The following is a 22,024-nucleotide window of genomic DNA, read 5'->3' as shown; positions in this document are numbered from 1 at the left end:
GAGCTGAATCTGATTGAGATTCTGTGGCGGCAGATGAAGTATGCATGGCTGCCGCTGAGTGCGTATCTTTCGTTTGATAACCTCTGTGATGAGGTACACCGGCTACTCGATGGCTATGGCACTGAGTGCGCGATTAATTTTGAATAGGCACTTACCAGCTTGCCCCACTTGAGTATTTGTCCTTCATCCAGCGCATCGTCGCCCTGCAGCACCTCGGGGAAGCCAAGCGCCTGCCACTTGTCCATCGGGTGGAGGATATGGAAGGTTGTCAGCCCCAGATCTCCCGGAAGCTGGGCATCGGCCACCACATTGTCACCAATATGCAGGTGGCGAGTGATACCCTCCCCCTCCAAATCCTGCTTGACCATATGCCACATAGTGCCATTGTCCTTGCGCTTCTGCTCTGCACTGGAGACCAGCAGACGGTACGGTACGGTGACCCCAGCCTTCTTGAGCATCAGGCCGACCTGGCCACGGGTATAGTAGGTATCGGAGATCACCCAGAGCTTATGGCCCAGGCTGCCCAAGGTGTTGAACAGCTCTACCATCTCATTCTTGGCCTGGATCATCCTGAGGTCGAGCTCAAACTCCTGCTGCATCCAGCACTGACCTTCCTGGTCAGTGGCGCCAAGCTGCTTGACCAATTCGGTATAGATGTCGATGATCGATACATCGCCCTTGAACTGGGCCCTCTTCCTCAAGGTGAACTCGGTTGCATAGTCGGCCCACTGGGTCTGCTCACGCCCTGAGTAGAGCGACTTCTTGGAGTGGAGATGGCAGAAGAGGTCATACTGCTGAAGTTTCTCGGCATACTCCACCAGCCAGGGTGCAAAGTTTCGACCGCGATTGGGCACGACCCGAATCTCGACGTGCCTGCCCCTGGGGTGCGCCTCGAAGACCTTCCGGGCAGTCGCAATATGCTCTTCCTTGGCCAGGGTCAGCAGTACATCCAGCTCGATGGGAAACTCGTTAAGTGCCTGAGCGAAGCGATGGATATAGTCTTCGTAGAAGATATGTAGGCAGGCAGCGATCTTGAGCTCCTGGGCAGCACCGGCAACCTGTCGCTGAGGCTCCAGGATCTGGCGCAGCGCCCAGCGTGGCTGATGCGGTGCGAACCCCCTGCCTTCTTCCCTGCCATGCATCACGGAGCGCGACCGACTCGAGAAAGTAGATATCCTCGGTCGGCCGCGCCCCATCACTCAGCACCAGCCCGCTTATAGGCCTCTTCATCACACCGCGCCCCCACGGCGATAATCAGCACCTGGATAGCTTCTCCATCTACCCGGTACACGATTCGTGTATTCCCGGTGCGGATTCGCCGGCAGCCCGCCAAGGTCCCACGGAGAGGCTTGCCCAGCTTATCAGGCTCACCATCACGGATCCGATCCTCGATGACATCGAGGATTCGTTTCGCAGCGGCCGTGCCCAAGCGAGCAAGATCCTTCTGAACCTCCGGGTGGTAGATAACGCGCCACCTCATGGGTCAATCAGCATCGAACAGGGCACGCATGTCCTCATGGGAAACGGCCTGATCGCCCTGGTAACTGGCCAGCCGGTCACGCGCGATGGCCTCGATGCGCAAATCTTCTAGCTCATCGACAAGATCCTGATATGCCTGGACGTTCATCATCACCGCAACGGGCTGATTATCCTTGAAAATCACCAGCCGCTCGGTATCCCGGGCCGATATCTCTTTAAGCCGAGAGCTGAAACTGCGCGCCATTGCCGTAGCAGAGACCGCATCCTCCGGGCGTTCCAGTAAAGTAGCCATGCGCGCCTCCACAAAAGCAATATATTTATACACACAATAATACTAACAATAATGCATAAATTAAGCTTGAGCCCCCCCTCTCCTCACCCCTCACTCGATGCTGAGGTTGGGATTACTTTCAGCTTGCTCTTCAAGCTTCAGCCACCACTTACAGCGTATAGCTTACGGCTTACAGCTCCCGGCGCAGCCGGGTTCACCGCAACGAAAAATCCTCATGCACCAGGGTCAGATTGGGGTTATAGGCCGGATCACTGTCCAGCGCCTTGCCCCAGGTATCGCGCATATATTGCGCCTCGGCGTTGGCGCGGGCGCGCTTGACCGGATTGTCATCCGCCCCGCGGGAGACCGACTCATGGTGATAGAATTCGGCATAGGGCGTCCATAGGTTGCGATACCCCGCCTCGCGCACCTTGAGGCATAGATCGACGTCATTGAAGGCGATCGCCAGATGCTCTTCATTCAAGCCACCCACCTCCTCGAATACCGCCTTGCGCACCAGCAGGCAGGCGCCGGTGACGGCAGACAGATTGTGCGCCAGATGCAGCCGGGTGAAGTAGCCCGGCGAGCTACGCTGAAAATACTTGTGCGCATGACCCGCCACGCCGCCGATGCCCAGGATCACCCCGCCATGCTGGAGAGTATCATTGGGATAGTAGAGCTTGGCCCCCACGCAACCGATCCGTGGCCGGCAGACCTGACGCACCATCTCATCCAGCCAGTCACCGCCGATCGGCTCGATATCGTTATTGACCAGCCCCAGGATCTCACCCCGGGCATACAGCGCCCCATAGTTGTTGATCGCCGAGTAGTTGAAGGGCTCATTCCAGCGCAGCACCCTGACCCGGTCGTCACGGCAGGATATATCGCGCATATAGTCCAGCGTCTTGATGCAGGTGCTCTGGTTATCGAGGATCAGCACTTCGAAGTGGGGGTAGTCGGTGCGCTCGAGAATGGCATCCACGCAGGGCTTGAGGATCTCCACCCGGTCTCGGGTGGGAATCAGCAGGCTGACCAGCGGCAGCCGCTCCGGCAGCGGCCAGCGCACCCGATAGGTATTGGGATAATGCCCTTCCACCACCTCGGCGCCAGGCACCTGCGCCTGCACATGCTCGCGCACCGCCGCCACTCCTGCCCGGGTGGTGTAGTCCTTCTCATCGCTCTGCAGCGCCGTGGAGCCCTCGCCGGCCCGCCAGTGATATAGCACATGGGGAATATGCACGATCTGCTCGGCTGCCAGGCGCTCACAGACGCGCAGCACCAGATCATGATCCTGGCTGCCTTCGAAGCCTTCGCGAAAGCCACCCACCTCGCGCACCAGTCCAGTGCGATACACCCCCAGATGCGAGATATAGTTCTGCGCCAGCAGCAGGTCGGGATTCCACTGGGGCTTGAAGTGGGGATCGAAGCGCTCGCCCGCCTCGTTGAGCTTGTCCTCGTCGCTGTAGAGCAGGCCGGCGTCAGGATAGCGGTGCAGCGCCTCCGCCACATGGAACAGGGCGTGGGGCGAAAGACAGTCATCGTGATCGAGCAGTGCCACGAACTCACCCTCGGCCAGCGCCAGGGCGCTGTTGCTGGCCGCACAGATATGCCCGTTGTCCTCGCGGTACTCCACCTGAATACGCCCGTCGCGTGCGGCGTATTCGGCCAGCACCTCGCGTACCGCCGGATCGCTGGAGGCATCATCGGCAATGCACAGCTGCCAATGGGGGTAGTGCTGCGCAAGCACCGAGTCCAGGCACTCACGCAGCCACTCGATGCGGGGGTTGTAGACCGGCATCACTACAGAGATCAACGGCTGCTTCGGCAACTTGTCGATTACCCGCTGCACCCGCTCGACCGAGAGCTCGCGACGCCCTTCCAGCCATTTGGTGTAGCTGTAGCGCGCGGTGCGCCGCTCGAAGGTGGCATCGTAGTGCTCCAGCGCCAGGTCCCGCCAGTGCACCCCAACCTCACGCGCCTGTTGTTTCAGCGAAGGCAGCACCTGGGCCTTTGCCACGCTGCGGTACTCATGATGCATATTGGCCAGGCGCTGGGCCAGGCGGTCGTGGGCGAACCAGGGGCTCAACCAGGCGATACGCAGGTGGGTAATACTGAAACGCCCCTCATGCTCCATGGGATCGAAGCGCAGGGCCTTCAGCCGTCGCGGCACATAGAAAAGTCGCTTGCTGATCCGTCCGCTCTTCAGCGGCAGATAGACGCTCTGCGCCTCGCTGAAGCCTTTACCGGTATCCAGGTAGAGCTTCACCGCCACACTGGGCTGGTCGTGCTCCATGGCCACTTCCAGCATCTGCCAGCCGGGCAGGGGCAAGTCGCGGGTGAGCAGGAACTGGGGATCCTCGCCGGTGGCCTGCCAAGTGTAGCTAGTCTCTACAGCATTCAGCGGCTGAAGCTGATAGTGGGGCTTGAGCCGAGCCAGTGGACAGCGAACCAGAATGGTGTCATCCAGGCCACGGGCGAGCCAACGCGATCCCTTGTCGAGGCGTTTGCGATTCATCGCGTTCATTTCCCTTCCGGTTTCGGCACACGGCGCGGCTTCAACGGAAACCACTGGCCGGTGCTGGCAACGCGGCATTGTACCTGATCACCGGGCTTGAGTTTTACCGGCAGATGAAAGCCCACATAGCCACCCCGCGGCGGCAACAGTCGGCACAGCCCCGGGCGAAGCTCTACTGCGGAAACCGTATCCAGGTGCTTACCGTTGGCCCACACCTCTACGTCCACAGGGTCATCGCTCTCCCCCGCCCACCACGCCCAGCCGGCGATGCGCCCCGGCTTGACCTCCACCAGGCGAGAATGGGCCCAGGGCTTACCCTCTTGGTGCGTCGTGTAACGCTGATCAAACAGCGCTACGGCCTGCTCGTACAGGCGAATATCTCGCTTGTTCAGCTGCTTCAGTTCGGCCTCGTCCTCGGCGGAGATCTCATGCACGGCATCCAGCCTTTTCTTGCCGCGGTTATCCTCACGCTGCGGAATCTCAATCCCATAACGGGCGTTGAGCAGATCCAGGCTATCGGTATAACGCTCGGTCAGTCCGACGAACCCCACAGCCTCGACATCAACCCCGTGCAGGATCTTGCTCTGACGGTTGTGCATGATCGGGCGTGAGTAGAAGTCGTGAAAGCTGCCCTTGTACTCATAGTGACGCACGAAGTGGGCATATTCGGAAGCCATGCGCTGCAGGGGGTCACGCAGGAAAGTCAACGTCTGGCCGACACCGAAGAGGGAGATGAAGCGGTTTGCATTGACATGGCCACCGACCATGGCGGCATTCTTCGACTGGCAGGCCTCTCGAAACGCCCAAAAATCCTTGGGCTCATCATAGAGGGTATCAACGACCAGCGGCGTGGTGGCTGGTGATTCCTTGCCGTAATCGTAAACGATGATATCGCGACTGAAGTAGCGCTCGGCACCAAGGCGGAAGCTGGTTCCAGCGGTCTTGGGGATATGGACAAAATATAGCAAGGTAAATGGCTTCGCTTGGTGAGAATAACTTATACGATGTCTTCGATGGAGCCAGCTTCGGTAATGCCTTGGTCGTCAATCCACTGCTCCCAATCCACCACCTCGCTCCACCCGCTCAGAAACACGAAATCCAGCCCGGCGGCACTGGCCGCCTGATGGTCGTACTTGCTGTCGCCTAGGAATAGCGCCGGCTGCCGGATGTTATTGGATGCCAGCTCACGGGCCAGGATCTCGTCCTTGGTATCGGGGCTGCCGAAGATACCGCCGTCGAACCACGCGGCGATTCCACGGCAGGCAAAGACATCACGCAGCTCGGCCTGATCGCCCCCGGAGACGATCAGCCAGCGGGCATCGGGGGTCTGGTGGCTCAGCGCCTCCAGGCCCGGGGCCATCTCACAGCGCAACAGCCCCTCGCGCACCTGGTCGGCATAGGCCTTCAGCAGGGCATCGAGGTCGGGGCCCTCTTGTGGAGTCACGGCACAGGCCGGGGCGATCTGCTCAAGGAAATGAGCAAACTTCTTGTAGCGCGACACCCCGCCGTTGGCGACGTGGTAATCGACCATGGCCTGGGCGGCGGCCTCGCCATAGGGCAAGGTCGCCTGATAGAAGGCGTCGGTCTTGACCTTGTTGGAGTCCAGCACCACGCCGTCGCAGTCGAAGACCAGGGTGGTGTAGTCGGTGACCGGATACCTCATGACGGCACCTGGCCGGCCTGGCGCAGAGCGGCCTCCACCTTGGTCACATCTTCGGGCACATCCACCGCCAGGCTGCCGGGGCGGGTTTCCACCATGCGGATGGTCTTGCCTAGCTCCAGGAAGCGCAGGATCTCGATGTCCTCGGCCTGCTCCAGCGCGCTCTTGCGGCCGAAGGCGCGGAAGGCGGTGAGCTCCTCGCGGGTGAAGGCGTAGAGGCACACCTGCTTCCTGTAGCGCTTGGGCGCGCACTTGGCGTCCTTGAAGCCCGGCAGCGCTACCCGCGACATGTAGACCAGCTCGTCGCGCTCGTTGGTGATCACCTTGGGGATATTGACGCTATGGGGGTCTTCGTTCTCACCTACCCAGCTGACGCCGTTGATGATGGCGTCCATATGGGCCAGCTTGGCGTCGCGCACCTTGAGGATATCGGCCGGGTCGGCCAGCGGCTCATCCCCCTGGACGTTGATGTAGATATCCGCCTCGACCTGCTCGGCGGCCTGAGCCAAGCGGTCGGTGCCGGTCAGGGCATCGTCAGTGGTCATGACCGCCTGAAAGCCGGCATCTTCGACGACCTCGGCGATACGCCGATCTTCGGTGGCGACATAGACATTCTCAGCGCCGACGGCACGGGCCGAGAGCTGGGCAACCCACAGGATCATCGGCTTGCCCAGCAGGGGTACCAGCGGTTTGCCCGGATAGCGGCTGGAGCCATAGCGGGCGGGAATCATGACCACACTACGCATAGCGGCCTCTTGTTCGTCATGTTGAAAGGAAAGGCTCAAAGGTAATGAGCCGTGCGAGCCCCTCAGAGCGCGTAGACCGATTCGCTGTGCAGCCCGTAGCGAGTGGGGGTGATGGCCGTGATGGGCAACGCCCCTTCGGCGGCCTGATACTGCTCCAGCAGCTGATGCATCTCGCGGCTGCGCGGGTCATCGGCGCCATAGCCATCGAAACCGGCCATCAGGATGCGGGAGGCCTGGCCACTGGTAGCCACTGCCAGGACGTAGGCCACCACCAGCGAGGTAGGTGACGTACAGTGCGTCTCGGCAAACTCGAAACCATCCGCCTGCACGTTCAGGCCGAAGTCCAGCACCTGCTTTTCACCCAGCGAGTCACGCACATCCGCCGGCAGCATGGAGAACGGGGTGATCAGCGGTTGGGGTAGCCGGGTATGCGCCTCACAGTCTGCCAGCAGGCGCACCGGGTGGCAGGCCACACGCAGATCAATCAATTCGGCATCAATGGCGCTCTGGGTATTGAGGGCCAAGACCAGCGGCTGGTGGTCGCGGATGTAGCGCTCCAGCGCTTCACGATGACGCGCCACGCCCGGCCCGGTGCCCAGCAGCAACACCTCTCGCCCGGCAAAGCGCTCCTTGGGTGACCACTGGCCCTTGGGCTCCCCGCGGTAGAAATGACGAGCCGCGTCCAGGGTGTTGAGGCTGAACTTCTTGCCGCCCTCCACCCGCAGGTGCTCGATCACCGCCAGCACGTCTTCCTCGCTGTAGCGGGAGTCGCTGAGCATCTCCTGAATATAGGTGGGGTGAATGCCGTACTTGCCCGCCAGGTAGTAATAGGGGTTGGTGCCCCAGCCGTAGTGGGCCTGCATGGGCGTGAAGTGCTCACGCAGCAGCACCATCAGCGGCACCATATTGACCGACTTGCCGCGGCGTTCGGCGATCTCGATGGCCAGCTCCTCGGTGCGGGCATTGCCCGGCCCGCGGCCCATGCCCGTGACGGTGGAGTCCACCCAGGTCACGCCCTCATCCAGCGCCCTAAGGGTGTTGGAGAGCGCGAGACCTAAGTTGTCATGAGTGTGAATACCCATGGGGCCTTTCCACTCGCTGCGGAACCACTGGATGATTTGCGCGGCTTGATCCGGATTCATGCTGCCCATGCTGTCGGCGAAGTAGAGCGCATCCATCGGGTAGGCCTTGGCCTGACGGGCGAGCGCTTTCACTTCCTCTTCGGTGCGATCCGCCACCTGCATCAGGTTGAAGCCGACCTGATAGCCGCGCTCCTTGAGCCAGGTGACCGCCGGCAGCGCCTTCTCGAACTCATGCACATGGCAAGCGATACGCACCAGGTCTACCGGTGAATCCGCCGCCGCGTTGGGGAACAGCCGCTCCAGCGCTTCCTGCTGGGGCACCTCTCCCACCAGTTCGTTGCCGTTGACCATCACGCCAATCGTCAGCCCGGCCGGTATCGTCAAGCTGCGGATAAATTCATCAGTGGTGAAAGCGCAGGGGCCCTGGAAGCCCTGGTTCTTCAGCGTGCGGAAGCCCAGCTCCACCACATCCACCCCGGCGGCCTGCATGGCCTCGAGGTATTGGTGGATCAGTTCGGGAGAGAAATCCCAAGCATTATAGTAGCCTCCATCACGGAGGGTACAGTCAAGAAAAATAATAGTCATAAAACCTCAATATCGACATCCAAAATAAATCACTTGCCATTCACCAAAGCTCTGTACTCATCAAGCTTACGTTTTATCACTGGGCCATTCGGACGCAGAAGGTGTGCTTTCTCCATCAACTTCATGGCAGTGTGAACATCTCCTGATTTCTCAAAGGAAAGCGCGACGTCACGTAAGATCTCCGCCGAACTCAATCCCCTCCCAACATTTTCAGCCAGGTTAGAGAAGTGTCGTTCAACTTCCTCTTTATCTTTCAACTTTTCCGAATTGTGAATTTCATCATCGCCTAGCTTAGGCACCTCAAGCTTTTTCACCTCAATATTTTTTATTTCACGAACCACATCCGCGGCAAGGTTGAAAACATGTTGCCAGGGAATATGATAGCTAACGTGCATGGCAACCGAGTTCTTGCCATTGAAAACATCCTCGACGTAGTAATTGCTAACCCTTTTCACATAACTAGGGTACTCATCGGGAAATGTGAACAGCTTGGTATTGCTGTGCAGCACCCCTGGCTTTTTCACAAACCTGAGGGGCACCATGCACCCGCTACCGGCATTGGCAATAAAGAAATCGACGGAATTGCAGCACAAGATTTTTTCTCTATAATCCCAGCCAATAAGAGACTGAGCAGTTACCCCACCAATTCCAGCGACTCCGCGGTCTATCTCTCGAAACACTGCTTCGTCTTCTTTATTATTTATCCTACTCCCCTGCATAGCAGTCATGCCATCTACATAAACAAAAATTTTATCAAAATAGGGTTTGAACGATTTTACAATATTTACACAACCATCGACTTGCTCTAACCAGCTGCGTTTCTGCCCGGTCACGCCAAACCATAAAACCAAATCGCATTCAGAACTAGGATCAGCCTCCACCTTTCTGAGATTGAGCGCTTCTCTATATACACTTAGCTCCATGGCTTCGTTCAATGATCTCACCACAGAGCTTTCTTTTTGGTTCAAATGGCTATTCCCCACCGCATTTGGAAAAAGAAACACCTTCTGACCATTCTTAGCCCTACAGGCATCACTTCCAAAGAAGAAAGAGCTTTTTGTCGATATGCACTTACGATCGGGGAGGGCACAAAAAAACTTAAGCTGATCATAAAAATGATGATAGGGCCTGGCATTAGAAAGAACAAAGCCAAAATCCGCGAAATCATACTCAAAATCATCAAGGTTTACTTCTGACAACTTACAAATATGGGGGAGAATCGTTCTCTCATCAACAAAATAATTTTTATATATAACCTTATCTGTAATTGCCATATCAATCAAAAAAGATGACTGAGCCATGACCCACGGATTACCACCATACCTATCAAGCATGAAGACATAGTTGGACATAAAATGCTGAAGACTGTAAACAGCCCTTGTTTTTACATTTCGCTCTGGATGTGTCAACTCAAAGAACTTTTCCTCGCTTTTCTTCCTCCAAAAATCCACTAATCCGGTGACATCTTTCTTTCGCTGCATTTCAAAAATCTTTGAAGTGTCACTAGAGTTTTTTTTATCATCGTATTCAACTACTTCAAAACTATCCTCACCGCCACGCAGAGATTTTAAAAGAACAGACAATTCACCAGGCATACCAAATCACTCTTTTTAATAAAACATGCAGGCAAAAGCATAAGCCTGACTTATCCATGAGGCCGGCCTGAAAAAGAAGATAGCAGATAGCATTTTTTAGCTAATTGTCAAGAAACCTGTCGCCTCTGGAGTCATTATAAATGAGAAACGATGCTATCCATTCTTCGATTCCAGCTTTCCAAAAACTAAGCTTGAGATCGCTGAGGCCTCTTGCACCAAACCTGTTTCCATCATCCAGTTAGAAGAAGGAATAATCTTAACCACCTTTTCTACAGCTGAGGGTTTGTTTATCAATAAATCATGATATTCATTGACTAAAAGGCTTTGGACAGCTTTATCAAATCCAGCATCACCTATAGTTACTTCATAAGCATGACTTTCTATCCTCTTTTTCAACTCATCAACCGCTCCAAAAATCTCTTCATAACTCGAGTAGAAAGCCTCTCTGACATTACTCCCCTTCAACAAACCTGCAGCTAAAGCCCTAAAATTCAAGAACCTTATTATCTCTATCTCAGCAAGGCTCACCATCTTGTTGACATCTTCACGAACATCAGGAACAACAAAGTCTTTGCCCACCACTGAAAGCAGCAAGCTTAGCATATTATTTTCAGCAACAGCCGTATCATAATCAACCAGTTTTATCGAATTTCGACCAAAAATTTCAATAGCCAAATCCACATGCCTAATATTATTTACTTCAGAGCTTTGCATAGGCCTAAAGAGATGGCTGACAAAGTAATTTTCTGCAGAAGCAACCCCTCCTTGCTTAACTTCCTCATGCCAACGCGACAAAAGTCTTAAAGAAGGACGCCTAATATAATAAACAAGATTTAAATCATAACCACTAAAGACCTCCCTTAGTTTGAGAAGCCCTTTTTTGGTTAAATAAATAAAATTTTCACTTGAAATTAAAATATCTTTATGATCACAACTACCCAATGAAAAATTTCCATATATTTTATCTACACCATCTTCTCCATTGAGGGCGTTCAGTAAATAATGATGGCCAAAGAAAAGATAATACGCATCAGGGTAGCAAATACCTGAATCGTTCAGAGCTTCCCTATTTTCATGTAGCCGTTTTTGAATATACGTTGAACCAGTCTTATGCGGCCCCATATGAACAACAAGTTTCTTCATGTATCATTCACCAATAAACGGATTGCGGCCAACCTGGCTCACCAGTTTGCCCCACTTGAGAATCTGCCCTTCATCCAGCGCGTTGGCACCCTGGAGAACCGCGGGAAAGCCCAGGGCCTGCCACTTGTCCATGGGATGAAGGATATGGAAAGTCGTCAGCCCCAGATCACCGGGCAACTGGGCATCGGCCACCACGTTGTCGCCGATGTGCAGGTAGCGGGTAATGCCCTCCTCCGCCAGGTCCTGCTTGACCATATGCCACATGGTGCCATTGTCCTTGCGTTTCTGTTCCGCACTGGAGACGAGTAGCCGATAAGGCACCGTGATGCCAGCCTTCTTGAGCATCAGGCCGACCTGGCCACGGGTATAGTAGGTATCGGAGATGACCCAGAGTTTGTGACCCAGGCTGCCCAGGTTGTTGAACAGCTCTACCATCTCGTTCTTGGGCAGGATCATCTTGAGGTCGAGCTCGAACTCCTGCTGCATCCAGCGCTTGCCTTGCTCAACAGTGACGTCAAGCTGCTTGGCAAGCTCGGTATAGATGTCGATGATCGACACATCGCCCTTGAACTGGGCCTTCTTCCTCAGGGTAAACTCGGCGGCATTGCGCAGCTTGACGAAGGCTTCCGCCGACTCGACCTTCCCCGCCTCGGCAAGCTCCTGACCCAACTTCAGCTTGGCGTAGTCGGCCTCGGTATATTCACGGCGAACCAGGGTATCAAACACATCGAAGCTGATGCACTCATGGGCGCGGATGGCAGGCAGCTGCGCATCAATGCTGCTTCCCTGGTAGCTTGAGAAGATATAGGTCTGGTCGCTGGTAAACTGCCCGGTAGGCGGATAGTAGTAAAACTCCCGGTAACCACGTGCCTCTGCCAGCTTGCCGATGATCCGCTCCAAGGCATGCAGCATGGAACCATCATTGGGTAGCGGCTCCTCAGGGAAGTCCTCATAGCGCCACAGTGAGTCGACCAGGCCCTTGAGCGCCTGCGGCCTCGCCCAGAACATGCCGCCGGCCGGATAGCTCAGGAAGCCCTTGGTAGGCGCGATGCCCATTTTTTCCGCCCACTCAGCCGTAAAACCGTTGTTCATGGTCGTATGGTTGACCCAGGAGGGCATCATCCAGAAAGTGGTGGGGTAGTAGATCCCGAGATCATCATGCTCGGCAAACAGGTTCAGCGCCCCACTGGTAACGGCGGGGTCGCGTAGCAGATACTCCGTTAGGTAATCGGCCCACTGGGTCTGCTCCCTGCCGGAGTAGAGCGATTTCTTGGAGTGAAGGTGGCAGAAGAGATCATACTGCTGAAGCTGCTCGGCATATTCCACCAGCCAGGGCGCAAAGTTCCTGCCGCGGTTGGGAACGACACGAATCTCGACATGCCCGACCATAGGGTGCGCCTCGAATACCTTTCTGGCGGTCGCACGGTGTTCGTCCTTGGCCAGAGTCAATAGCACGTCGATCTCGATGGGAAACTCGTTCAACGCCTGGGCGAAGCGATGAATGTAGTCCTCATAGAAGATATGCAGACAAGCGGCGACCTTGAGCTCCTGAGCCGCATCGGTTACCTGCCGCTGCGGCTCCAGGATATGGTTCGGCGACCAGCGTGGTTGATGCGGTGCGAATCCTCTGCCCTCTTCCCTGCCATGCATCAGGTAGTGTAGCAGCGGACTGAGTTGCCCGTGGTACACGTCCATGTAAGTGCGGTGATAGGTTTCACCATCGAAAGCCGGTGATGGATTGACCGGTGCGAAGCCTGACTTGCGGACATAGTCCATGAAGGCATCGAGGTCGCTGGCGAATTCCTTGCCATACTGCGCGGCATACCACTGCGGATCGAAAAGCCCTGTGCTGACCGCCTCGCGCGTGAGGGCTTCATAGTCGATACGGGGAGCGCGGGGAGCGGCTTCGGCCCTGAAGGCACCCTCTGTCTTCTTTAAGCTATTGCGCAGTGACTTGAGGCTATTGATCATGAAGACACCTGATTAGATTCCGAAGATTTTCAGCGGGTTGACCATGCCGTTTCCGGTAATGTCGTCGTCGGCGGTAAACAGGTGCCAGACCGCCTGGGGAATGGCACCACGCCGAGTCGCGAAGACCTCATAGAGCGCCTCGACCTCTCCGACGCTATAGGTCACCTTGTTGCGCAATGCTTCGGTCACGGCGTCTCGGGCACCTTCCAGTACCGCTTCGAGGTTCTGGTAGTACCGCTGGCTGGAGGCCTCCCTGCCGTAGAAGAAGAGATAGTCGCCATCCTGGCTCTGGCGGATATCCACCACCTGACCATGTGGTGCCGTCATCATGCACTCGAGCAGCAAGGAGCGCTCCAGCAGGGTGTAGTTCTCCTTCCAGGCCACGCCTTCACGGAACACGCCCTTGATACTGGCGACCTGATCGCCCAACGACTGCTGGCCGGGCTTGGTCGCGACGAAGTAGAGGCCCGCCGTGTCACACTGGAGGAAGCGCGTGCACAGCTTCTGGATGGAGCCGGAGTAGCCGACATCCAGCATCAGCGGCACGACCGCTTCCTGAGTCAGGCCCTGGTCCTGAAAGTAGCTGTAGGTGGCCTCACGTGTAGAGGCCACCTGCTGCTTGAGGCGTTCGGCATGGGGTGTCAACCACTCCCTTACCTCGTCCATCTGATCGGGCAGCGATAGCGTGAAACCCAGCACCTCGGGGGGCATGGCGGCATAGGCCTCGTGCATCTGCAGGCCGAAGCGCTTCATCAGCAGCTCGAGAACGGTGCCCTCGAACTCCATCTTCAGGGCAATATCCCAAGTGGCGGCCTCTCCCAGTATGGCGCGGAATAGCAGGGTCCGTGACACCTTCAGATAGACAGGGGGCCTGTCCAGATGAATCAGCCCCTCATCATAAAGGTGGGTCAGCAGCTGGTGCAGCAACCAGCCTTCCCTGGCGAGGCATACCGGCAGCTTGCCCGGTGCTTCCTTCTCTACTGCCCGGGCATACACCGTCAGCGCCGGCCCCAGAAAGGCGGCGCCAAATTCCCTTAGTGCCGTATAGGTCTCTTTCATATCATCCCTTTCATAGTAAAGAAGCTCGCTATTAGGCAAACTTCACCGCATCCACAAACGAGTCGCCCTGCCCATCCTTCTCGGAGACCCGTGGCGCCTTATGGTCCACCAGTGGCCAAGCGATGGCCAGCGTCGGGTCATCCCAGCGGATGCAGTACTCATCGCCGGGGTTGTAGTAGTCGGTGCACTTGTACTGGAACTCCGCCTCGTCGCTGGTCACGTAGAAGGCGTGGGCGAAGCCGGGTGGTACCCACAGCAGCTGCTTGTTCTCGGCGGAGAGCGTGGCGCCCACCCACTGGCCGAAGGTGGGGCTCGACTGGCGCAGGTCCACCGCCACGTCGAACACCTCGCCGCGGGTCACTCGCACCAGCTTGCCCTGGGGTTTCGCCAGCTGGTAATGCAGGCCGCGCAGGATGCCGTGGGCCGACAGGCTGTGGTTATCCTGCACGAACGTGTAGTGACCGCAGTGCTGCTCGAATTCGGACTGACGGAAGGTTTCCATGAAGAAGCCGCGCTCATCACCGAACACTTGGGGGGTTAGCAGTACCACATCGGGAATGGCGAGTTTTTCGTAATGCATAGCTGGTAGACCACCTAAATTAGCTGCGTTTTAATTGGCCACGGACACTCACGGAAAACACGGACAAGGTCAAAAGCAACAACCAATAAAGTCAAAAACCAATAAAGAATTTAAGGTTTTGTCCGTGCCGTCCGTGAGTGTCCGTGGCGAAACAGGTTTTCAGTGAGTGTCTGTGGCTAGATATTATCGTTTGGTTATCAAAAGGCGCTGTAGATACTGGCCGTATTGGGTTTTAGAGAGCGGTTTTGCCAACGTTGCAAGGTGTTCATCGCTTACCCAGCCTTGCTGCCAAGCAATCTCTTCTAGGCAGGCTATTTTGAGGCCTTGGCGGTGTTCAATGGTTTGCACGTATTGGCTGGCTTCTAGCAAACTGTCGTGGGTACCAGTATCTAGCCAGGCAAAGCCGCGGCCAAGGCGCTCCACGCGCAGGTCGCCACGTTCAAGGTAGGCGTTATTAACGCTGGTGATTTCCAGCTCGCCGCGCTCGGATGGTTTTACGTTTTTGGCAATTTCTACAACGTCGTTATCGTAGAAATAAAGGCCCGTTACTGCGTGCGCTGATTTCGGCTTGGCCGGTTTTTCTTCAATGGAAATCGCCTTGCCGTCTTCACAGAATTCCACTACGCCAAAGCGTTCAGGGTCTTTTACTAGGTAACCAAATACGGTGGCACCGCTGGGCTGTTTGTCAGCGCGTTTTAGCTGCTCAGAGAAGTGCTGACCGTGGAAGATGTTATCGCCCAGCACTAAGCACACGGGGCTGTCGCCAATAAATTCTTCACCAATAATAAAGGCTTGGGCTAGGCCATCGGGGCTTGGCTGTTCGGCATATTGCAGGTTGATGCCAAAGTCTTCCCCGCTACCCAGTAGGTTTTGGTATTGGGGTAAGTCTTCAGGGGTAGAGATAATAAGAATATCGCGGATACCCGCCAGCATCAGCACTGAAACGGGGTAGTAAATCATTGGCTTGTCGTACACCGGTAATAGCTGTTTTGACACGCCACGGGTGATGGGGTGCAGGCGAGTGCCTGAACCACCGGCGAGAATAATGCCTTTACGTTGGGTATTTTGGCTCATGGTTACCTCCTGTGTAGGTTAATTGCTACGGACACTCACTGAAAACACGGATAAAGGCAAAACACACTTTTAGTTTTTTCCGTGGTGTCCGTGTCTTCCGTGGCTTATGTATTTTCGAGGTATTCTTTAAGGGTTAGGCCCAACTGGGCTTGCCAAGTCGGTAGTGTGACACCAAGGGCAGCTTCAAGTTTACTCAGGTTCATTCGTGAGTTTAAAGGCCGTTGTGCAGGTGTCGGATACTCAGCGGTGGGAATACCCGCTGCGCCTTGCGGCTTAATAGCAAGCGTTTCTCCTGCTTTGCGTGCCTGCTCAAAAATTTCGCATGCGAACACGTGCCAGCTTGTTTCCCCTCTTGGCGCCAGGTGGTAGATGCCTGAGGGGATGTGAATGGTGAGTGGTGAGTGGTGAGTGGTGAATCGTGAATCGTGAGTGGTGAACGCTAGTGCGGTGGCCTGGGCGATTAGGCGGGCTGGGGTAGGTGCGCCTATTTGGTCGTTGACGATGTTGAGCGACTCACGCTCGCGGCCTAGGCGCAGCATGGTTTTCATAAAGTTGTTGCCGCGTGCGGCGTATACCCAACTGGTACGGAAAATCAGGTGCTGGCAGCCGCTTTGGGTAACCGCTTGGTCACCTTCCAGCTTGGTCTGGCCGTATACACTGTGCGGTGCCGTGGGGCTATCTTCCTGCCAGGGGGTTTCGCCGTTGCCGGGGTATACGTAGTCGGTTGAGTAGTGCACCAGCGAGATATTGTGCTTGGCGGCATACTCGGCTAACTGTGCTGGCAGCTCGGCATTGAGGCGTTTGGCTTGCGCTGGTTCGCTTTCGGCTTTATCTACTGCCGTGTAGGCTGCGGCGTTGAGGATCAGTGCTGGCTGGTGTTCTCCCAAGTAGGCGTCTACTGCTTGGGCGTTGGTTAAGTCGAGCTCTTGGCGTGTAGGGGCCAGGATATTGCCGAAGATGGCAAATTGGCGTTGGAGCTCAAAGCCGACTTGGCCGTTACCGCCGGTGATTAAGATGTTCATGGTGAATCCTTTTCTGCCACGGACGCTCACGGAAAACACGGATATAAAAAATTAAACGACAATGCGTTTGATCAGTGCTTTAGGAAAGGTGAAATTAATGAGCAGGCCTACTGGTAAGTGAGTGGCACGTAGATAGTTAATGAGCTGAGGCTCAGCTGATGGAGGCAAGCTTTTTTGCGCTTTCAACTCTAGAATAATTTTACCTTCAACCAACAGATCGAGCCGATGCTCTCCAACAAGACACTGCTTGTAGTAAATATTGACAGGCTTTTCGGCCTCAACATGCAGGCCTATGGACTGTAGTTCAATAAACAGTGCTTTCTGATAGATGCTTTCCAAGAAACCAGGCCCAAGCTGCTTGCTAACTTCGAAAACCGCCCCCCTGATTCGATATGTTAGTGCTTCTTCCGTGAGCATGTGCACCTCTTAATATTGGCCACGGACGCTCACTGAAAACACGGATAAGGTCAAAATCTAAATCTTGTTTTTATCCGTGCTTTCCGTGTCTTCCGTGTCTTCCGTGTCTTCCGTGGCTAAGACACTTTGGTTGGCCACGGACGCCCACTGAAAACACGGATAAGGTTTAATAAATGCAAAACCTATCTTTTTTTCATCCGTGTTTTCCGTGTATTCCGTGGCAAAACAGGGCGGTGTCTCTACAGGCTACCGAGGCGTTGGCCTTGGTAGCTGCCGTCTTGTACGCGTTTCCACCAGGTTTCGTTGGCGAGGTACCACTGTACGGTTTTGCGTAGGCCGGTTTCGAAGGTTTCTTCCGGCACCCAACCTAGCTCGCGTTCGATTTTGCTGGCGTCAATGGCGTAGCGTACATCGTGGCCAGGGCGATCGGTCACGAAGGTGATGAGCTCACGGTACGACCGCTCTTGTGGCACTAGCTCTTGAAGCAGGTCGCACAGTGTTTCAACAACGGTAAGGTTGGCTTTTTCGTTATGCCCACCAATGTTGTAGGTTTCGCCGATTTCACCTTCTGTGGCTACTTTGATTAAGGCGCGGGCGTGGTCTTCTACATAGAGCCAATCGCGGATTTGCTGGCCATTGCCATATACCGGGAGTGGTTTACCGGCCAGGGCGTTGAGAATCATCAACGGGATCAGTTTTTCTGGGAAATGGTACGGGCCGTAATTATTTGAGCAGTTGGTTACCAGCGTGGGCAGGCCGTAGGTACGCTGCCAGGCGCGCACTAAGTGATCAGAGCTGGCCTTGCTGGCGGAGTAAGGCGAGCTTGGCGCGTAGGGTGTCGTCTCGGTGAATAGGTCGTCGGTGCCTTCCAAATCGCCATACACTTCATCTGTACTGATGTGATGGAATCGAAATGCATCACGACGCTCACCTTCCAGGCTATTCCAGTAACTACGTGCCGCCTCTAGCAGTACTGTGGTGCCAACTACGTTGGTTTGGATAAACTCGGCGGGGCCATCAATGGAGCGGTCTACATGGCTCTCGGCAGCCAAGTGCATAACGACATCGGGTTGGTGCTGTTCAAACAGTTGTTGCATGGCGGGTGCATCGCAAATGTCGGCCTGCACAAAGGCATAACGCTCACTGGTTTCAACATTGACAAGCGATTCTAAATTCCCTGCATAGGTGAGCTTGTCTACATTCACCACACGGTGGGTAGAGTTTTGGATAAGCTCACGCACGACCGCTGAACCAATAAAGCCAGCGCCGCCGGTAATTAGGAAAGTTTTGTTCGCCATGTATTACATCCTTGAGTTTGCTATTCAGTTTGTTCAGCAGCGGTGTTGGAGCCGCCCTGCTCTTGCTTGAGTGCTTCTAGGTGACGTTGGGCGTTAGCTACTTGCTGTTGCCGCTTGGGGATGTCATCACGAATATGTTTACGGTAGATAGGCAGTAAATTTTGTTGGTTAGCGATTTTTAATGCTCTTTGCGCCTCCGCCAACTTGCTTTTTGCTTGCTGTAGGTGTTTGTCTGCTTCGGGAATGTTGCTGGGCAAACTGTCAAACCGCTTGGGCTTATGCGCTGCCTTGGGCTTAGTGACCTCTTTGCCACTATCAACGTCTGCGTGATAGGCCTTGATCGCTGCATTAATATCGTCATGCCAGTAGGCGCGGCCCTCTTTTAGATACAGCCCTGCTTGGCAGAGGTCTTTAAGAATGCCTTCCGAGTGGGAAACCATAATCAGTGAGGCTTTACCAATTCGCTCTTTAAATAAGGCTTGTGCTTTGGCTTTGAAAGCACGGTCGCCTACGGCGGTGGCTTCATCCGAGATATAAACATCAAAATCGAAGGAGAGGGAAAGCCCAAACGAAAGCCGTGCGCGCATCCCTGATGAATAGGTACGTACAGGCTCATCAAAGGCTTTGCCAATTTCGGCGAACTCTTCAACAAACTGGATGACCCGTTTTACTTCTTTTGAACCACTACCTTGTGTACGGGCGACGAACTTGACGTTTTGCCGCCCGGTCATGTTGTTTTGCATGCCGCCAGCCAGCCCCACCGGCCAGGAAACGCGGCTGCGGCGGATGACTTCGCCGCGTTCGGGTTTGTCCATCCCGGCGATCAGTTTGAGCAGCGTGGATTTACCCGCGCCGTTGGCACCAATCAACCCCACGCTCACCCCCGTGGGGATCGTGAGGTTGATGTCTTTGAGCACCCAGTCGCTACCGTGGTGGTTGTGGTAGCGTTTGTAGAGGTTGTTTATTTCGATCATTTGGTAGTGGTTGCCGATGGTGTTTCGATGCGGTTTGGTGGCGTTTCAACATTCCGTGGCGTAAAGGGCCGCCGCGCGTAATTGCACGCTTTCGAGGTTGGCGATGTTCGTAGCGCGGCGTAAGCGGAGCGCACCCGCGAAGCACCCCGTTAGGGGTGCTGGTGAGGCCAGTGAGGTTTGCTCGGTTACTGTGGCTTGATCGGGGCGGCTAGGGCCGCCCTTCGCGGGTGCCTCTTTCGCTCGTTGCTCTCGCTCTTTCGTTACGCCGCGCTACGGGGTGGCTCGCTTGACCATTACGTTGTGCAACGGGGTTGCACGCTTTCGAGGTTGGCGGTGTTTCGTAGCGCGGCGTAAGCGGAGCGCACCCGCGAAGCACCCCGTGAGGGGTGCCGGTGAGGCCAGTGAGGTCTGCTCGATCACTGTGGCTTAATCGGGGCGGCTAGGGCCGCCCTTCGCGGGTGCCTCTTTCGCTCGTTGCTCTCGCTCTTTCGTTACGCCGCGCTACGGGGTGGCTCGCTTGACCATTACGTTGTGCAACGGGGTTGCACGCTTTCGAGGTTGGCGGTGTTTCGTAGCGCGGCGTAAGCGGAGCGCACCCGCGAAGCACCCCGTGAGGGGTGCCGATGAGGCCAATGAGCTTTGCTCGATCACTGTGGCTTGATCGGGGCGGCTGGCGCCGCCCTTCGCGCCGGGCCGCCGCTGCGGGTGCCTCTTTCGCTCGTGACCTCGCTCTTTCGTTACGCCGCGCTACGGGGTGTTTGCCGCCTTTCGAGGTGTTGCCGCCATTCGAGGTGTTGCCGCCTTTCGCGGTGTTGCCGCGCTTGATCGTTATGCAGTGAACTGGGGGGGGTGGTTCTATTCACCATTCATCACTGTCACACCCTTTCCTTTTCGGGCGTACATCGCTTCCAGCTCTCGTTTGAGTGCGCTGCGGGCGGTTTGTTCGCCGTGCACCAGGTGGATGGTGTGGGGCCAGCGGCGCATGCGTTTGACGAAATTGAGTAGGTCTTTTTGGTCGGCGTGGGCGGAGTAGCCGCTGATGCTGCTAACCCCTGCTTTGATGTCGTACCGCTCGCCGTCGATGTTTACCCAGCCGCCTTGTGGGCCGTATTGCTGAATATCCCGCCCTGGTGTGCCTGCGCCTTGGTAGCCCACAAACAGTACTTGGTGGCGTTCGTCGCCGAGCATGGCTTTGAGGTAGTTCATAATGCGCCCGCCTGCGCACATGCCGCTGGCGGCAATCACTACTGCCGGTCTACCCGTTTTAGCCAAGTACTCTACGGTTTGTTCATGCTCGGCGTGGCTATCCACCGTGTAGAGATTGGCAAAGTTGAGCGGGTGACGGCCACTGCGCAGGCGGCGTTGGGCTTCGTCGTCCCAGTAGGGTTTCAGCTCGCGGTATACCTGGGTGAAGCGGGCGGCGAGCGGTGAATCAACGATGATTTCTAGCGCTTGCCACAGGCTTTTGGGTAAGCCGCGTTTGGCGTTGCGCTCGGCTTCGTAAATGATGCCTTCCAGCTCGTAGAGCAGCTCTTGGGTGCGGCCTATGCTGAAGGCGGGCACCATGATCGTGCCGCCGTTAGTGAGTGCTTGCTCGATGGCCTGCTTCAGCGTGGCGCGGCGCTGGCGGCGGTCGGGGTGCTGGCGGTCGCCGTAGGTGCTTTCGAGTACTAGCTGTTCACAGCCGTAGGGGGATTTAGGTGCGGGGAGTAGCGGTGCGTAGGGCGCGCCTAAATCACCGCTGAAGATGACCCGTTCCTTTTCGCCGTTGGGGTGCTGGTGGGCTACTTCCACGTAGCTGGAGCCGAGAATGTGCCCTGCCCGCTTGAGCTTTACTCGTGTGGTGATGCCTTCTTCGGATTTTCCGACCACGGTGTGCCATTTGCCGTAGGGCACGCTGACGATTTGGCTTTCTAGCTGCTGCTGGAAACGCTCGATGAGTTGGGCGTTGCGGGTGAAGCCGATTTTTAGAGCGTCTTCAATCACCAGGGGCAGAAGTTTGGCCGAAGGAATGGAGCAAATGATTGGCCCTTTGAACCCGGCAGCCAGTAGGTAAGGCAAGCGGCCTACGTGGTCGATATGTACGTGGGTGATGACCAGCGCTTTTACAGTGCTGATATCGAATTCGATTTGAAGCTGATCGAAGGCGTCTTCTGTTGCGTCTTCGCCTTGGAATAGCCCGCAGTCGATCAGCAGTGAATGTTCGCTATCGAGGGTGAGCTGGTGGCAGCTTCCGGTGACGCCTTTGGCTCCGCCGTGGTGGGTGATGTTGAGCATTGAATTCCTTTTCGTGCTTTCTTTCAGTGCTGTGGCGCGGCCGTCGCGGGCTGAAGCCCCCTCCCACAAGAGCTAGTTGCTTGGATGGGCTACTGAGCTTGCTGTGGGAGGCCAATTTATTGGGCGATTGCTTGAGCGGGCTAGGTGCGGTGGCGTGATCGGGGCGGCTAGCGCCGCCCTTCGCGGGTGCCTCTTTCGCTCGTTGCTCTCGCTCTTTCGTTACGCCGCGCTACGGGTTTGGTGCCGCCATTCGAGGTGTTGACGCGATTGATCGTT

The 22,024-nt window shown here is 55.9% G+C and carries 19 protein-coding genes and 1 pseudogene; 1 reads left to right on the top strand and 19 read right to left on the bottom strand.

The genetic code is table 11. From position 1 onward, the window contains the following. Nucleotides 1-147: pseudogene (locus tag BMY49_RS17260) on the top strand (IS630-like element ISHsp2 family transposase); the annotation flags it as partial. On the opposite strand, the gene BMY49_RS13390 reads toward BMY49_RS17260, so the two are convergent. The 19 genes from BMY49_RS13390 to BMY49_RS13295 form a co-directional block, all read right to left on the bottom strand. Further along, entirely contained in the window at nt 114-1,142 is a 1,029-nt protein-coding gene (locus tag BMY49_RS13390; RefSeq protein WP_208596203.1) for a rhamnan synthesis F family protein, read from the bottom strand. The pseudogene BMY49_RS17260 and the gene BMY49_RS13390 sit on opposite strands and share 34 nt — an antisense overlap. Before the next feature lie 53 nt (nt 1,143-1,195). Beyond that, nucleotides 1,196-1,480: a type II toxin-antitoxin system RelE family toxin gene (locus tag BMY49_RS13385; protein ID WP_089675790.1), complete on the bottom strand. Its 285-nt coding sequence runs from the start codon at nt 1,478-1,480 to the stop codon at nt 1,196-1,198. Nucleotides 1,481-1,483: 3 nt separating this feature from the next. Further along, a complete protein-coding gene (locus BMY49_RS13380) occupies nt 1,484-1,771 on the bottom strand; it encodes a Phd-YefM (protein ID WP_089675789.1) in 288 nt (95 codons plus the stop codon). Nucleotides 1,772-1,964: 193 nt separating this feature from the next. Then, entirely contained in the window at nt 1,965-4,274 is a 2,310-nt protein-coding gene (locus BMY49_RS13375; RefSeq protein ID WP_208596202.1) for a glycosyltransferase family 2 protein, read from the bottom strand. Beyond that, nucleotides 4,271-5,233 (bottom strand): sulfotransferase family 2 domain-containing protein, encoded by a 963-nt coding sequence (locus tag BMY49_RS13370; RefSeq protein ID WP_089675788.1) that lies wholly within the window; start codon nt 5,231-5,233, stop codon nt 4,271-4,273. Before BMY49_RS13370 ends, BMY49_RS13375 begins: the two co-directional genes overlap by 4 nt. Before the next feature lie 29 nt (nt 5,234-5,262). Beyond that, entirely contained in the window at nt 5,263-5,928 is a 666-nt protein-coding gene (locus BMY49_RS13365; RefSeq protein ID WP_089675787.1) for an HAD family hydrolase, read from the bottom strand. Beyond that, nucleotides 5,925-6,710 (bottom strand): 3-deoxy-manno-octulosonate cytidylyltransferase, encoded by a 786-nt coding sequence (locus tag BMY49_RS13360; RefSeq protein WP_244154971.1) that lies wholly within the window; start codon nt 6,708-6,710, stop codon nt 5,925-5,927. The genes BMY49_RS13365 and BMY49_RS13360 overlap by 4 nt, the downstream gene beginning before the upstream one ends. 23 nt (nt 6,711-6,733) lie before the next feature. After that, entirely contained in the window at nt 6,734-8,338 is a 1,605-nt protein-coding gene (locus BMY49_RS13355; protein WP_208596201.1) for an aldolase catalytic domain-containing protein, read from the bottom strand. Between the two features lie 29 nt (nt 8,339-8,367). Next, entirely contained in the window at nt 8,368-9,933 is a 1,566-nt protein-coding gene (locus BMY49_RS13350) for a hypothetical protein (RefSeq protein ID WP_089675785.1), read from the bottom strand. A gap of 153 nt (nt 9,934-10,086) precedes the next feature. Further along, on the bottom strand, nt 10,087-11,076 hold the full coding sequence (locus BMY49_RS13345; protein ID WP_089675784.1) for a hypothetical protein: 990 nt from the start codon (nt 11,074-11,076) through the stop codon (nt 10,087-10,089). A 3-nt stretch (nt 11,077-11,079) separates the two neighbouring features. Next, nucleotides 11,080-13,047, bottom strand: a complete 1,968-nt coding sequence (locus BMY49_RS13340; RefSeq protein WP_089675783.1) for a rhamnan synthesis F family protein — start codon at nt 13,045-13,047, stop codon at nt 11,080-11,082. Nucleotides 13,048-13,059: 12 nt separating this feature from the next. Further along, the gene (locus tag BMY49_RS13335) at nt 13,060-14,106 is read right to left on the bottom strand and encodes an HAD family hydrolase (RefSeq protein ID WP_089675782.1); all 1,047 of its coding nucleotides are present in this window, start codon (nt 14,104-14,106) and stop codon (nt 13,060-13,062) included. A 31-nt stretch (nt 14,107-14,137) separates the two neighbouring features. Next, a complete protein-coding gene (gene rfbC, locus BMY49_RS13330; RefSeq protein ID WP_089675781.1) occupies nt 14,138-14,686 on the bottom strand; it encodes a dTDP-4-dehydrorhamnose 3,5-epimerase in 549 nt (182 codons plus the stop codon). A 183-nt stretch (nt 14,687-14,869) separates the two neighbouring features. Next, nucleotides 14,870-15,760 (bottom strand): glucose-1-phosphate thymidylyltransferase RfbA, encoded by an 891-nt coding sequence (rfbA, locus tag BMY49_RS13325; protein ID WP_089675780.1) that lies wholly within the window; start codon nt 15,758-15,760, stop codon nt 14,870-14,872. 104 nt (nt 15,761-15,864) lie between these two features. Next, entirely contained in the window at nt 15,865-16,782 is a 918-nt protein-coding gene (gene rfbD, locus BMY49_RS13320) for a dTDP-4-dehydrorhamnose reductase (protein WP_089675779.1), read from the bottom strand. Between the two features lie 51 nt (nt 16,783-16,833). Beyond that, on the bottom strand, nt 16,834-17,199 hold the full coding sequence (locus tag BMY49_RS13315) for a GxxExxY protein (RefSeq protein ID WP_054641466.1): 366 nt from the start codon (nt 17,197-17,199) through the stop codon (nt 16,834-16,836). 239 nt (nt 17,200-17,438) lie between these two features. Next, complete coding sequence (gene rfbB / locus BMY49_RS13310) at nt 17,439-18,497, bottom strand: dTDP-glucose 4,6-dehydratase (RefSeq protein WP_089675778.1); 1,059 nt, start codon at nt 18,495-18,497, stop codon at nt 17,439-17,441. Nucleotides 18,498-18,517: 20 nt separating this feature from the next. After that, nucleotides 18,518-19,471, bottom strand: a complete 954-nt coding sequence (locus tag BMY49_RS13305) for an ABC transporter ATP-binding protein (protein WP_054641468.1) — start codon at nt 19,469-19,471, stop codon at nt 18,518-18,520. Nucleotides 19,472-20,326: 855 nt separating this feature from the next. Continuing rightward, nucleotides 20,327-21,748, bottom strand: coding sequence for an MBL fold metallo-hydrolase RNA specificity domain-containing protein (locus BMY49_RS13295; protein ID WP_062363620.1), 1,422 nt, complete (start codon nt 21,746-21,748; stop codon nt 20,327-20,329). Nucleotides 21,749-22,024: the final 276 nt, after the last annotated feature.

This window comes from Vreelandella aquamarina (genome assembly GCF_900110265.1).
Classification (GTDB): Bacteria; Pseudomonadota; Gammaproteobacteria; order Pseudomonadales; family Halomonadaceae; genus Vreelandella; species Vreelandella aquamarina.
This window is presented reverse-complemented; position numbering and strand designations above follow the sequence as displayed.